Origin of the sequence: Acidovorax temperans (genome assembly GCF_006716905.1) — a bacterium.
GTDB lineage: Bacteria > Pseudomonadota > Gammaproteobacteria > Burkholderiales > Burkholderiaceae_C > Acidovorax > Acidovorax temperans.
Genome location: NZ_VFPV01000002.1, coordinates 1251733 through 1265471, shown reverse-complemented (window position 1 = coordinate 1265471; position 13739 = coordinate 1251733). Strand labels below are relative to the sequence as shown.

Here is a 13739-nt window from a genome sequence, read left to right as displayed (position 1 = left end):
AGTGCATAAAACGGTAGGGAGTCTTTTGGAGGATGAGTGGAGGCTGATGCAACTTGCATCGGCAAAGTTTATCGCCTTGCCAGTAAGTGGATAACGCTGACGCTGCCACTTTAAGGATATCGAGAAAACTGGCTCCAGCGCTTTCCCTCTAAGCGCTGGCAGCTATCACTTACATAGCATTTAGGCCGCGTACTGCAGCTTGGCTATTATTCAAAAGCTCTCCCACTCATCATCATTGCCCTGGGCCGCTGCGGGTGCAGGCGCTGCAGCCTTGGCTGGGGCGCTGTGCGCGAGCTTGGCGGCAGGGGCTGCCTTGGGGCCGCTTGCCACTGCAGCCCGAACCGCTGCCCGCGCTGGGGCGGGGGCGGGTGTTGGTGCGAGGCGTGCGGCAAGCGCAGCCTGGGCGGCTGGGCGGGGGGCTGGCGCTGCGGCCCGGGTGCTGCCCCCCACGTTGAACACGGCCACCACTTCGGCCAGGCGCTGGGCCTGGTCGCGCATGGAGGCGGCGGCCGCCGTGGATTCTTCCACCAGCGCAGCGTTTTGCTGGGTCATCTGATCCAGGTTGGCCACAGCTTGGTTGACCTGGGCAATGCCGTCGCGCTGTTCGGTGGACGATGCGGTAATTTCGCCAATGAGGTCGCTGACGCGGCGCACGCTGGAAACGATTTCGTCCATGGCCCGGCCCGCCTGGGCGACTTGCTCGGAGCCGCTTTCCACGTTTTCCACCGATTTGCCAATCAGGGGCTTGATTTCCTTGGCGGCTTCGGCGCTGCGCCCGGCCAGACTGAGTACTTCGCTGGCGACGACCGCAAAGCCGCGGCCTTGTTCGCCTGCGCGGGCCGCTTCCACGGCGGCGTTCAGGGCCAGGATGTTGGTCTGGAAGGCGATGCCGTCAATGACGCCGATGATGTCGCTGATCTTGCGGGTGCTTTCGGTGATCTGCTGCATGCTGGTGACCACCTGGCCCACCACTTCGCCACCGCGGGCGGCGGCCTGGGCTGCAGTGCCTGCGAGCTGGTTGGCCTGGCGGGCGGTGTCGGCTGATTGGGTGACGGTGGCGGTGAGTTCCTCCATGCTCGATGCGGTTTCTTCGAGGTTGGCTGCAGTCTGCTCGGTGCGGGCCGAGAGGTCGTGGTTGCCGTTGGCGATTTCGATGGAGGCGGAAGACACAGAGTCCACGCCCGGGCGCACTTCGCTCACCACCCCGCGCAGGCGGGCCGACATGTCAGAGAGGGCGCGCAGCATCTGGCCGAGTTCGTCTTTCCGGCTGGTTTGCAGCTCGCGGGTCAGGTCGCCTGCGGCGATGGCGTTGGCGGTGTCCACGGCGCGGTCCAGAGGCTCGGTGACAGAACGCACCTGCAGGGCAGCCAAACCCATGCCCAGCAAGATCAACACCACAACCACGGTGGCCGCCACCCACACCATCTTTGTTCCTGCGACCTGAGCAGCCTGCACAGCCTCATCGCGTTGACGCTCTTGCAACGCTACAAACTTGTCGATCGACTCTAGGTACAACATGATCTTGGGGCGATACACAGTCTCCAGGAATGCCTGTTTGGCTGCAGCATCACCCGCATCCACCAGCTCCTTGAGCCTGTCACCCTGGCCGCGCACGTCTGCGCGTGCAGCAGCGACAGCCGCCAGTGCGGCCTTGTCGGCATCTGAAATGGCAGATTTGTTGATCTTTTCCTGCACTGGGGTGATGCGTGCAGTGAGCGCGGGCACACGGGCGTCAAAGTCTTCTTTGAGTTTGGTATCGGTGGTGACAAAGCTCGCCATTGACATCGTCACGGCCAACTCTGCCAGCCCACGCCAGCTTACGGCGGTGGTGATGGCTCTCTCATACTTCTACACCAAAGCCTCAGTCTTATCGGTCACGCTGCGGCTGTACAGCTGGGTGCTCACAGCAGCTGCCAACATCAGCAACAAAAGGCCGAGGATCACGCTCCACATCTTGTGTGCCACACGCAGGTCGTTGAATTTCATGATTTGGAGGAATGAAGGGAAAAGAGGAACCGCTACCGGCCGAAAGGCTACGGGACTGAGGAATAAATCAGATTTATCATTTATTTTATTTAAACAAATGATAAAACCTATGCCACCCTCGCGGTCTGAGGCAAACCCGTAGAATGAAACCGTGACTACCTACCTCAACGCTGACCTGCACTGCCACTCCGTGGTCTCAGACGGAACCCTCACGCCCGAAGAACTTGCCGCCCGCGCCAAGGCCAATAGCGTGGAGCTTTGGTCCTTGACCGACCACGACGAAATTGGCGGCCAGCACCGCGCCGCCGCTGCGGCACGCAGCCAGGGCATGGCCTACCTCACGGGCACCGAAATTTCCGTCACGTTTGCGGGCAACACGGTGCACATCGTGGGCCTGGGTTTCAACCCCGACAACACGGCTTTGGCCCAGGGGCTGGCCGCCACGCGCGCCGGGCGGGGCGAACGGGCGCAGGAGATGGCGGCGCAGCTTGCGCAAGTGGGCATCCACGGCGCCTACGAAGGTGCGCTCAAGTTTGTGGGCAACCCCGAGCTGATCTCCCGCACGCACTTTGCGCGGTTTTTGGTAGAGACGCAGGTGTGCCGCGACACGAACGAGGTCTTTCGCAAATACCTCACCGAAGGCAAGCCCGGCTACGTGCCCCACCGCTGGGCCACGCTGGGCGATGCCGTGCGCTGGATCACCGAGGCCGGTGGCCTGGCCGTGATTGCCCACCCGGCGCGCTACAAGTTCACTGCCAACGAGGAATACGCCCTGTTCTCCGAATTCAAGGCCCACGGCGGGGCGGGTGTGGAGGTGGTGACGGGCAGCCACACTGCCGCAGAGTACGTAACCTATGCCGCCATGGCCGAAGAGTTTGGGCTGGCAGCCTCGCGCGGCAGCGACTTCCACAGCCCGGACGAGTCCCACACTGACCTGGGCACCCTGCCCTACCTGCCGGGCCACCTCACCCCCATTTGGGAAACGCTGGCCGATCGCGTGCGGCCCGCCACCTGACCCCTTCAACGCAGCAGGCCTTGCCATGGCACAGTATTTCGAAGTCCACCCCGACAACCCGCAGCCCCGGCTGCTCAAGCAGGCCGCTGCGCTGCTGCAAAAGGGCGGCATCGTGGCCGTGCCCACCGATTCGAGCTATGCCCTGGTCTGCCACCTGGACGACAAGGACGCGGCAGACCGCCTGCGCCGCATTCGCCAGGTGGATGAAAAACACCACCTCACGCTGCTGTGCCGCGACCTGTCGGAACTGGCCAACTACGCCCGCGTGGACAACCGCCAGTACCGGCTACTGAAACTGGGCACGCCCGGCCCCTACACCTTCATCCTGGAAGCCACCAAGGAAGTGCCGCGCCGGGTGAGTCACCCGTCTCGCAAGACCATCGGCCTGCGGGTGCCTGACCGCAAGGGCCTGCAACTGCTGCTGGAACTGCACGGTGCGCCGCTGCTGGCCACCACGTTCATCCCCGCAGGCGAAAGCGAACCCCTGAACGACCCCGAAGAGATCCGCGAACGCTATGAAAAAGTGCTGGACGCCATCGTGGACGCAGGCGGCTGCCCGCAAGAACCCACCACGGTGGTGGACCTCACCCCCATGGGCACTGGCGGCGACCCAGAGGTTGTGCGCGAGGGGCGCGGTAGCCTGCAGGCCCTGGGGCTTTGAGCCGGCCCTGACCACCACCGGTCTGAATCGCTCCGCCCCACCCGGCTCGCTGTCCGGCCATCTACGCCATGGCCCCGGGGAATCCGCCGCTGTCTGAGACAATACGCAGGTGGACACCTCCAATCTCATCCAGACCATCCTCATCTACGCACTGCCCGTGCTGTTCGCCATCACCGTACACGAGGCGGCCCACGGCTATGCGGCCCGCCACTTCGGTGACAACACGGCGTACATGATGGGGCGCATCACGCTCAACCCAGCCAAGCACATCGACCCCGTCGGCACCATCCTGATGCCGCTGTTGCTGTACTTCGCCACGTCGGGCGCCTTCCTGTTCGGCTATGCCAAGCCTGTGCCGGTCAACTTTGGCAATCTGCGCAAACCCAAACAGCAGATGGTGTGGGTGGCGCTGGCCGGGCCTGCGTCCAACTTTGTGCAGGCGGTGGCCTGGGGCGTGGTGCTGATCACCATGGTGGGCATGGGTGTCGATGAGCGCTTCTTCATCGAAATGGCGCGCGCCGGCGTGCAGGTCAATCTGGTCATGTGGGCGTTCAACCTGTTCCCGCTGCCGCCGCTGGACGGCGGGCGCATTCTGGTGGGCCTGCTGCCCTGGAAGCAGGCCCACATGGTGTCGCGCATCGAGCCCTGGGGCTTTTTCATCGTGATGGCACTGGTCATCGCAGGCGTGGTCGGCAGTTTGTGGCTGCGTCCGCTGATGAGCCTGGGCTACAGCACCATCAACCTGCTGCTCACGCCGCTCACCGCCTTGCTGCGCTGAATTCCGCCTTTTTCTCTTCTTCCTGCAGACCTTGTTTCCATGAGCACCACGCGCTTTCTCACCGGCATCACCACCACCGGAACCCCGCACCTGGGCAACTTTGTGGGCTCCATCCGGCCTTCGGTGGCCGCCAGCCTGCGCCCTGGCGTGCAAAGCTTTTATTTCCTGGCCGACTACCACGCACTCATCAAGTGCGAAGACCCGGTGCGCATCCAGCGTTCCACGCTGGAGATTGCTGCCAGCTGGCTGGCCTCCGGGCTCGACCCGGAGAAGGTGACCTTTTACCGCCAGTCCGACATCCCCGAGATTCCCGAGCTGAACTGGATGCTGAGCTGCGTGACCGGCAAGGGGCTGCTCAACCGTGCCCATGCCTACAAAGCATCCCAGGACAAAAACCTGGAAGCCGGGCGCGATGCCGATGACGGCGTGACCGCTGGCCTGTTCATGTACCCCGTGCTGATGGGTGCCGACATTTTGATGTTCAAGGCCCACAAGGTGCCCGTGGGCCGCGACCAGGTGCAGCACATTGAAATGGCACGCGACATGGCCAGCAGCTTCAACCACCTGTATGGCGAGCACTTTGTGCTGCCAGAAGCGGTGATTGACGACAACGTGGCCACCCTGCCGGGGCTGGACGGCCGCAAGATGAGCAAGAGCTACAACAACACCATCCCGCTGTTCTCTTCGCGCGACCAGCTCAAGAAGCTCATCGGCAGCCTGCTCACCGATTCGCGCGCCCCTGGCGAGCCCAAGGACACCGAAGGCTCTGCGCTGTTCCAGATCTACCAGGCCTTTGCCACCCCCGAAGAAACCGAAGCCCTGCGCCGCGCCTATGCCGAGGGCATTGCCTGGGGCGATGCCAAGCAAGTGCTGCTGGAGCGGGTGGACCAGGTGATCGCACCGATGCGCGAGCAGTATGAATCGCTGATCAACCACCCTGAGCGCATTGAGCAGATCCTGCTGCAGGGCGCAGAGCGGGCACGCGCCCTGGCCACACCGTTCATCAAAGAACTGCGCTCGGCCGTGGGCCTGCGCAGCCTGGCGCAAACCAGCACGGCCAAAAGCACCAAGGCAGCCAAGGTGGCCCTGCCCTCGTTCAAGCAATACCGCGAGGCCGATGGCAAGTTCTATTTCAAGCTGCTGGCCGCAGATGGCCGCCTGCTGCTGCAAAGCACGGGCTTCGCGGCGCCCAAAGAGGCTGGCCAGGCGATTGCCCAACTGCAAACCCAGGCAGACGCCCTCGCCCAACTGGCGCAGCATCTGGCACCCGTGGAAGGCGTGGACACTGCCGATGTGCAAGCGGCCCTGCAAGCACTGGCCGCTGCCAATAACGGTTGAAGTCCGCCCTATTTCACTATCAAAAACATAGCTGCTGGCGCTTATTTATCAAGCGCTAGCGGCTATTTTCATTAGAAATCACTTATCACAGACATGCAGGCTTGCTGAGCATGCCTCTGCGCCAAGGCAAGCCTCTGTAACCTTGCCGTACACTGGGCCCACTGCTTTGAGGCGCCCATGCAAGCACTCCGCTCCGCTGCTGTTTTGTTGGCTGTAACCACCCTGTTGGCCGGTTGCAGCACCATCACCTCGCCCACGTCTCCTCCTGCCACTGCCAACGACCACCCGCAGGTTGTGGTCAATTCACTGGGCATGCGGCTTGTGGCTATCCCCGCTGGCCGTTTCTGGATGGGCAGCGCTGAACCGGCGCGAGAACTGGCCAAAGCCTACCCCCTGCTGGAAGCGGAACGCTTTGCCGCCCTCAGCGATGAAGCCCCCGTGCATGAGGTGCATATCAGCCGCCCGTTTTACCTGGGCCAGCACGAAGTCACCGTGGGGCAGTTCCGGCGGTTTCTGGCCCTGTCGGGCTACCAGCCGGAATCGGTGTCTGACGGCACCGGCGGCTACGGCTACAACCCGCAATACGACCCAGCCGCCACCCAGCGAGGCGATGCCTTTGAAGGGCGCGACCCTCGCTATTCATGGCGCAACCCAGGCTTTGCACAAGCCGACGACCACCCCGTGGTCAACGTCACCTGGAACGACGCCCAGGCCCTGGCGCAGTGGCTGAGCCAGCGCGAAGGCGTGCGCTACCGCCTGCCCACCGAGGCCGAATGGGAATACGCCTGCCGGGCCCAGACTCGAACACGCTACCCCCACGGGGACGACCCCGCCGCACTCACGCAGTACGCCAATGTGTTCGACCAATCCACAGCGCCGCTGTGGCCCCAGTGGAAACAACATGCCCTGCCTGGCAACGACGGCTATGTGTTCACCGCGCCCGTGGGCAGCTACCCACCCAACGCCTGGGGCCTGCACGACATGCAGGGCAATGTATGGGAATGGGTGTCTGACTGGCACGACGAGGGCTATTACGCCCAATCCCCCACTACCGATCCGCAAGGGCCCGAAACAGGCTCCGTGCGCGTGCGCCGTGGCGGCTCGTGGCACACCTGGGCCTTTTATGCACGCTGCAGCTACCGCAACTGGAACAGCCCCCAAACCCGCTACACGCTGGTGGGCATGCGCCTGCTGCGCGAGTGGGCCCCAGCGGCAACCAAGCCGGACTGAGCCCTGGATTGCGCCCGGTTGGGCTCGCGCCTCACCAAGCCAACCCCAGTATCAAAACATCAACAAACGTCAACTAGACCTGCCAACGGGCTCAGGCTCGCGCCCAAGCCGGGCACCCCTCGGGAATAATGGTCCATGGACAAAGCCGTAGGGAGAAACATGCGCATAGCCGCGTTAGACGACGATGCGCTTCAGCTCGATCTTTTCAAACAGGCCCTGCACGCCATGGGCCACACCTGCCACACCTACCTGACCGGAGCGCAGTTGCTGCACAGCTTGCAGAGCGAGCGCTTCGACCTGCTCATCGTGGACTGGCATTTGCCGGACACCACGGGGCCGGAGGTGGTGCGCTGGGTGCGCCAACATGTGGGGCTGGAAATGCCCATTCTGTTCGTGCCCCACCGGCAGGAAGAGCGCGACATGGTGGAGGGCCTGGGTTGCGGGGCTGATGACTTCATGACCAAACCCGTGCGCAATAGCTCATGGGCACGGCGCGGCGACTTCCTGGAAAGGCGCATCAACGCGGTGGAAGCCGCCTCGCGCCAACTGCGGGATCTGCACCAGTTTGTGAGCAACAGCCTGTAGCAACTGCCAGCCCCCAACTTTGTCTGTGATGCACAGGGCCGCATCCTCCTGGCCAATGTTGCTGCCCTGCGCCATGTGGGTTTGGGCCCTTTTGACCCGCAATCTGCGCTGCAAGGCAAATCCATCTTCCTCGTGCTGCAAGACTTGCAAGATGCCCACACCCTGCAACCGCTGTTGAGCCCCGATAAGCTCTTGGCCGGACAGATTCCCGCCCAAAGCGAAGGTCACGATGCGCACGGGCGCAGCCTGCTCATGCTGTGCAAGCCCTTCACCGAGTTTACCAACGTGGGCTGGCTCATCACCTTGGTAGACATGACGGAGATACGCCGGGCACTGCAACAACGCGACCAGGCTCTGCACTTCATCTCGCACGACATCCGCGCGCCCAACGCCTCGATCCTCACGCTGCTGGAGATGCAACGCAACAGCATCGAGCCTCCGCAGGGTGACGAGCTCCTCAAGCGCATCGAAAAATATGCACAAGCATCGCTCAGCATGGCCGAGAGCTTTGTGCGGCTGGCCAGCGCCCAAAGCCACGAATACCGCGTGGCGCCGCTGGACCTGGCATCCGTGCTGCAGGATGCCGTGGACGACGCCTGTACACAGGCCCGCAATCAGGGGGTGAGCGTCACTATCTTCCAAACTCCTGGCTCAGCACCCTGTCTGGGCGACCGCCCCTTGGTGGCGCGGGCCCTGGGCCAACGTGCTCCACAACGCCATCAAATACAGTCCCGCCCAAAGTACGGTGCAGTGCAGCCTGTGCGCGAGAGGCCCCAACTGGATCATCAGCGTTCGCGACGAAGGCCCAGGCATCAACCCCGCTCAGCAAGACCGACTGTTCAAACCCTTCTCTCGCCTTCATGACCTGACCCACCCCAACATTTCTGGAGTGGGCCTGGGCCTCGCGTTGGTACACACCGTGGTCAAACGCCACGGCGGCTCACTGGAGGTGGAAAGTGCAGTGGGCCAGGGCGCTGAATTCAGACTGGTGCTGCCTGCCTCTGCCAGCGATTGAGCACAAGGCGCGGCTATACGCCAAAGCCCGTCGTGGTCTGAACGTGCCCATCGTCAAACTGCAACACCCGCTCAGGCCAGCGCAGTGCAGCCAGCTTGAAATCGTGGCCCACCACAGCTCCTGACTTGCGCTCCAACCAGCGCCCGCCCGCTGAAAAATCCACGCAGAACACATTGCCCCGCTGGCCGTGCCAAGCGAACGGATGGGTGCTGGCAAACAGGTCCGCGTCGCCCTTACCCACCGCCCCCCGGTCGATCTTGTGGACCCGCCGCCAGTAGTGGCCAACGACCACCGGCGTTGCTTCTGTGTAGGCATCCCACCACGGCATGCGCTGTGCAAAGCGCCACTTGCCGCCCGAGAAAAACGGCACCGAGCCCTTTTGCTCCACACCCGAGGTCAGCACCTTCAGCGGGTTCAGCATCTGCTTGCTGGATTCGTACTCGGCATGGGCGTGCAAAAACGGCGGCTGGCGCTGGCTGTTTTCCAGCCCGTGCTCCCATTGCTCCAATTCGCGGGCCATGCGCTCGGCCAGCGCAGTCTCACGCGCCTGCTGCTGGGCAATGTGCTCCCACTGGTCATACTCTGCTCGCACCGAGCCCAGTGGCAGACGTCTGGCCGCTTCGATCTGCTCGTCCTGCCATGCCGCGTGAATCACACGCAAGTCGGCACGTTCCAGACCGATGGGCAGCGTCGATAAAAACTGGACGATGTCTTGGCGCTCTTGCGGGGTGGGCCGCTGAAACGGCGCGTATTTTTCATGGTCACGCACCACACGCGCATCAAAAAACCAACCAGAGCCGTCCTTGGCATCCTCACGCAAAAGGTTGATTTCGTGGTTGCCCAGAACCGCAGCTGCGCGGCCCGACTGCACCAGCTTTTGCACCACCGCCAAGACCGCCGGGCTGTCGGGCCCACGATCGCAAAAATCGCCCACAAACACCAGCGTACGGCCCTGTGGATGGTGTCCTTGCAGGTCGTAGCCCAAATGGCTCAACAGCGCGAGCAGCGCATCGAACTCGCCATGGATATCACCCACGATATCCAGCGGTCCTTCGGGAAGCGATTGAATGAGGCTCATGGGATGGCAGGTGGTTCAAGGGCTATGAGAGTGCGCTGCGCAGCAGCGCCTACCCGTCCTTATATTTTGAGGCCACACCGAGCGGCACGCCCAGTCGCTCACAGACCATTTTTTGCGGCAGCCCTGTCAGCTATGCATTCGGCCCTAAGCATCCACGCTGGGCAAACTGACCTGTAATCCGGCATTTACCCATCGCACAAAAGAAAAAGGCCCGGTGCTATGGATTTGATAGCTGCCGGGCCTTGATACTGGCGGAGAGGGTGGGATTCGAACCCACGGTAGTGTTGCCACTACGCCTGATTTCGAGTCAGGTACATTCGACCACTCTGCCACCTCTCCTGTGTGTCGAAGCCTGCGATTATAGCCAGATTTCAACAGCGCATCCGCACATGACTCACTTCGCGGCGGTACTGGCACCACACTCACCCAGGTAAGCCATGACTTCGCTACGTGCACCTTCAAAGACGATGCGCTGGGCACGGCTTTGTCGCTGGTAGGCGTACATGGGGTCGTAGTAGTGCTGAAGCAAAGCCGCAACCCAGCCCCGGTGGCTGGCTACATCGCCGTACTCTTCCTGTCGCTGCAGGGCATTCGCCATGCTCTGGCGCAACTGTTGGTGCAACGCACCGCCCAAGCGGCGCTCGATTTTGTCCAAGCTGGCAAGCATTCGAGCTGCATAGGACTCAAAACCGCGCTCCTGGCTGCCACAGGCGGCGACAAACTCCGCATGCTGCCGCACCACATAGTCCCGCAGAATGCGCTCCACCCGCGCTTCAAATCCATCGTGGAGATAAACCACCGGAGCCTGCGCCAAGCGTTCGCGCAGCGGCAAGGGCACAGCGCAGCTGCCCACGTTTTTGCCCTCGTCCTCCAGCACGAACAAGGCATGACCAAGCGCACGCTTCTTGAGGAAGTCGATGGCCAGCTGATTTTCAAAATTGATCTGCGTGGGCTGACCCGTAATACGTTGTCCAAAGCTGGAGCCACGGTGGTTGGCGTGGCCTTCCAAATCAATGCCGTGGGGCAATTGCGCAATCACTTCCGTCTTACCGGTGCCGGTAGAGCCGCTGAGCACGATGAAATCGCACTCCTGCGCAGCAACCTGCGTGGTCTCCAGCAAAAACGTGCGCATGGCCTTGTAGCCGCCGATGACGCGCGGGTACGCGATGCCCGCCTCGGATTGCAGCCACTGCTGCGTGATCTGCGAGCGCAAACCTCCACGAAAGCAGTACAGCACGCCATGCGGATGCGCCTTGGCAAATGCAGCCCATGCCGCAATCCGCCCATTTTTGGTTTCACCCGACACCAAAGAATGGCCGAGCGCAATGGCGGCCTCCTGACCGCGCTGCTTGTAGCAGGTGCCAACCTTCTGCCGTTCTTCGTTATTCATCAGCGGCAGATTCACCACACCAGGGAAGGCTCCTTGGGCAAATTCAATGGGCGCGCGCACGTCCATCATGGGCACATCATTCAAGAAGATGTGCCGAAAGTCGCTGAGGTTCTCGGGCATCAGCGGAACTCGACGGCCAACGGTCGCTGGGCTACCAACTCGCCAATAGGGTGCAACTGCAGGCCCAGTTCGCGGGCCACGGCAAGGAACTCGTCCTCGCCTTGCGGGGACACCGCCACCAGAAGGCCACCGCTGGTTTGCGGGTCGCACAGCAAGTGCTTGTGTGCATCAGACAGCGGGGCGAGGCGCGCGCCATAGCTGTCGAAGTTGCGCAGGGTGCCACCGGGCACGCAGCCCTGCTCCAGGTAATGCGCTACGCCGCGCAGGCGCGGTACGGCCGTGGTGTCAATCACGGCCGTAAGCCCACTGCCATCGGCCATCTCTACCAAATGCCCTAGAAGACCAAAGCCGGTCACGTCAGTCATTGCCGTCACACCAGACAGTTTGCCAAAGCGGCTACCCGGCTTGTTCAGCGTACACATCACGTCGCGAGCTACGCCGACATCCTGCGGCCGCAGCAAAGCCTTTTTCTCAGCGGTGGTGAAGATGCCAATACCCAGTGGCTTGGTGAGATAAAGCCGGCTGCCTACGGTGGCAGTGTCGTTGCGCTTCATGTGCTGCTTGTTCACCACGCCCGTGACGGCCAAGCCAAAGATGGGCTCAGGCGCGTCGATGGAATGACCACCCGCCAGCGGTATACCTGCGGCATCGCACGCCGCGCGGCCGCCGCGCACCACTTCGCGGGCTACTTCGGGCGGAAGCACGTTCACGGGCCAGCCCAGTATGGCAATGGCCATGAGCGGGTCGGCACCCATGGCGTAGACGTCGCTGATGGCATTGGTAGCGGCAATACGCCCGAAGTCGAATGGATCGTCCACGATGGGCATGAAAAAGTCGGTGGTGGAAACCACGCCGCGCTCGTCGTCCAGCGCATACACAGCCGCATCATCGCGAGATGCGTTGCCGACCCACAGGCGTGGATCCAGGTGCTGGGCGCCACTGCCCGCCAGGATCACATCCAGCACCTTGGGGCTGACCTTGCAGCCGCAGCCTGCGCCATGGCTGTACTGGGTGAGGCGAATAGGCACGCCTACGGAGGATTCAGGGGTGGAGTTGGGAGAGGTCATGGCTGCATTGTCCCGGTTTGGCAGGTTGCTGCCATAGCAGATGCACAAAACACCAGGGCCTGCACACGATTCTTTCGATCATGTGCAGGCCCTGGCGTAGCGCCCCTGGTGGGGCGCAGGGTACAGCGGTGACGATCAGGCCGCAGGTGCCAATACAGACATACCACCCAAGTAGGGGCGCAGCACTTCGGGCACCACCACGCTGCCGTCGGCCTGCTGGTAGTTTTCCAGCACCGCCACCAGCGTGCGGCCCACGGCCAGGCCGGAACCATTCAGGGTGTGCAGCAGCTCGTTCTTGCCCTGGGCATTCTTGAAACGGGCTTGCAGACGGCGGGCCTGGAAGGCTTCGCAGTTACTCACCGAGCTGATCTCACGGTAGGTATTCTGGGCAGGCAGCCACACTTCCAGGTCATAGGTCTTGGCGGCGCCAAAGCCCATGTCGCCGGTGCACAGGCTCATCACGCGGTATGGCAGGCCCAGCTTTTGCAGCACGGCTTCGGCGTGGCGTGTCATTTCTTCCAGCGCTTCGTAGCTCTTGTCGGGGTGCACGATCTGCACCATTTCGACCTTGTCGAACTGGTGCTGGCGGATCATGCCGCGCGTGTCGCGGCCGTAGCTACCGGCTTCGGAACGGAAGCAGGGGGTGTGCGCGGTCAGCTTGATGGGCAGATCCGCCTCAGCCACCACCACATCGCGCACAAAGTTGGTCAGCGGCACTTCGCTGGTGGGGATGAGGTACAGCGCCGCGTTGTCTGGCACGGGCTCGCCGTCCTGGCCACCCTTCTTCGCGGCAAACAGGTCGCCTTCAAACTTGGGGAGCTGCCCGGTGCCCTTGAGCGAATCGGCGTTCACGGCATAGGGCACATAGCACTCGGTGTAGCCGTGTTCCTGCGTCTGCACATCCAGCATGAACTGGCTGAGCGCACGGTGCAGGCGGGCAATCTGGCCTTTCATCACCGTGAAGCGTGAGCCCGAGAGCTTCACACCCATGTCGAAGTCCAGCCCCAGCGGCGTGCCCACGTCCACATGGTCTTTCACCTCGAAGGCGAAGCTGGCGGGCGTGCCCCAGCGGCGCACTTCCACGTTGCCCGATTCGTCGCTGCCCACAGGCACCGATTCGTGCGGCAGGTTGGGCACAGCGACCAGCATGGCCTGCAGTTCGGCCTGAATCTGCTCCAGGCGGGCGGCGGATTGCTCCAGCTCGACCTTGGATGCGGCCACCTGGGCTTTGGCGGCTTCGGCGCCTTCCTTGTCGCCCTTGCCCATCAGCATGCCAATTTGCTTGGACAGCTGGTTGCGCTGGGCTTGCAGCTCCTCCGTGCGGGTTTGCAGCGTCTTGCGCTCGGATTCCAGGGCCTGGAACGCTTCCACGTTCAGGAAGGCCTGGGGCTTTTTGCGGGTTTCCAGACGCGCGATCGCGGTGTCGAGGTCTTTGCGGAGAAGAAGAATGTCAAGCATGGCGTGATTTTAGAGGGA

The 13739-nt window shown here is 62.6% G+C and carries 14 protein-coding genes and 1 tRNA gene; 8 read left to right on the top strand and 7 right to left on the bottom strand.

The window, feature by feature from the left end:
* Nucleotides 1-210: 210 nt before the first annotated feature.
* On the bottom strand, nt 211-1779 hold the full coding sequence (locus BDD18_RS22760; RefSeq protein ID WP_338071823.1) for a methyl-accepting chemotaxis protein: 1569 nt from the start codon (nt 1777-1779) through the stop codon (nt 211-213).
* A 69-nt stretch (nt 1780-1848) separates the two neighbouring features.
* Nucleotides 1849-1986 carry a hypothetical protein gene (locus BDD18_RS22835; protein WP_156451389.1) on the bottom strand — a complete coding sequence of 46 codons (138 nt, stop codon included), beginning with the start codon at nt 1984-1986 and terminating at the stop codon, nt 1849-1851.
* A gap of 151 nt (nt 1987-2137) precedes the next feature.
* On the opposite strand from BDD18_RS22835, the gene BDD18_RS14070 reads away from it, so the two are divergent.
* The 8 genes from BDD18_RS14070 (at nt 2138) to BDD18_RS22530 (ending at nt 8608) form a co-directional block, all read left to right on the top strand.
* Nucleotides 2138-3001 (top strand): 3',5'-nucleoside bisphosphate phosphatase, encoded by an 864-nt coding sequence (locus tag BDD18_RS14070; RefSeq protein ID WP_142083812.1) that lies wholly within the window; start codon nt 2138-2140, stop codon nt 2999-3001.
* Between the two features lie 25 nt (nt 3002-3026).
* Nucleotides 3027-3662 carry an L-threonylcarbamoyladenylate synthase gene (locus BDD18_RS14065; RefSeq protein ID WP_044401933.1) on the top strand — a complete coding sequence of 212 codons (636 nt, stop codon included), beginning with the start codon at nt 3027-3029 and terminating at the stop codon, nt 3660-3662.
* A 109-nt stretch (nt 3663-3771) separates the two neighbouring features.
* Nucleotides 3772-4440 (top strand): site-2 protease family protein, encoded by a 669-nt coding sequence (locus BDD18_RS14060; RefSeq protein ID WP_066694242.1) that lies wholly within the window; start codon nt 3772-3774, stop codon nt 4438-4440.
* A gap of 39 nt (nt 4441-4479) precedes the next feature.
* Entirely contained in the window at nt 4480-5778 is a 1299-nt protein-coding gene (locus tag BDD18_RS14055; RefSeq protein ID WP_142083810.1) for a tryptophan--tRNA ligase, read from the top strand.
* Between the two features lie 312 nt (nt 5779-6090).
* Nucleotides 6091-7008, top strand: coding sequence for a formylglycine-generating enzyme family protein (locus BDD18_RS14050; RefSeq protein WP_244939113.1), 918 nt, complete (start codon nt 6091-6093; stop codon nt 7006-7008).
* A gap of 135 nt (nt 7009-7143) precedes the next feature.
* A complete protein-coding gene (locus BDD18_RS22120) occupies nt 7144-7593 on the top strand; it encodes a response regulator (RefSeq protein WP_420837322.1) in 450 nt (149 codons plus the stop codon).
* 75 nt (nt 7594-7668) lie between these two features.
* Nucleotides 7669-8457 carry a sensor histidine kinase gene (locus BDD18_RS22115; RefSeq protein WP_170207385.1) on the top strand — a complete coding sequence of 263 codons (789 nt, stop codon included), beginning with the start codon at nt 7669-7671 and terminating at the stop codon, nt 8455-8457.
* The gene (locus tag BDD18_RS22530) at nt 8339-8608 is read left to right on the top strand and encodes an ATP-binding protein (RefSeq protein ID WP_244939112.1); all 270 of its coding nucleotides are present in this window, start codon (nt 8339-8341) and stop codon (nt 8606-8608) included. The genes BDD18_RS22115 and BDD18_RS22530 overlap by 119 nt, the downstream gene beginning before the upstream one ends.
* 13 nt (nt 8609-8621) lie before the next feature.
* On the opposite strand, the gene BDD18_RS14040 is transcribed toward BDD18_RS22530, so the two are convergent.
* The 5 genes from BDD18_RS14040 to serS all read right to left on the bottom strand — a co-directional run bounded on the left by BDD18_RS14040 (nt 8622) and on the right by serS (nt 13721).
* Entirely contained in the window at nt 8622-9686 is a 1065-nt protein-coding gene (locus BDD18_RS14040; protein ID WP_142083807.1) for a metallophosphoesterase, read from the bottom strand.
* Between the two features lie 249 nt (nt 9687-9935).
* Nucleotides 9936-10025, bottom strand: a tRNA-Ser gene (locus BDD18_RS14035).
* A gap of 55 nt (nt 10026-10080) precedes the next feature.
* Nucleotides 10081-11196, bottom strand: a complete 1116-nt coding sequence (mnmH, locus tag BDD18_RS14030) for a tRNA 2-selenouridine(34) synthase MnmH (RefSeq protein WP_142083806.1) — start codon at nt 11194-11196, stop codon at nt 10081-10083.
* Nucleotides 11196-12263 carry a selenide, water dikinase SelD gene (gene selD, locus BDD18_RS14025; protein ID WP_142083804.1) on the bottom strand — a complete coding sequence of 356 codons (1068 nt, stop codon included), beginning with the start codon at nt 12261-12263 and terminating at the stop codon, nt 11196-11198. The genes mnmH and selD overlap by 1 nt, the downstream gene beginning before the upstream one ends.
* Before the next feature lie 135 nt (nt 12264-12398).
* On the bottom strand, nt 12399-13721 hold the full coding sequence (serS, locus tag BDD18_RS14020) for a serine--tRNA ligase (RefSeq protein WP_142083803.1): 1323 nt from the start codon (nt 13719-13721) through the stop codon (nt 12399-12401).
* Nucleotides 13722-13739 lie beyond the last annotated feature (18 nt).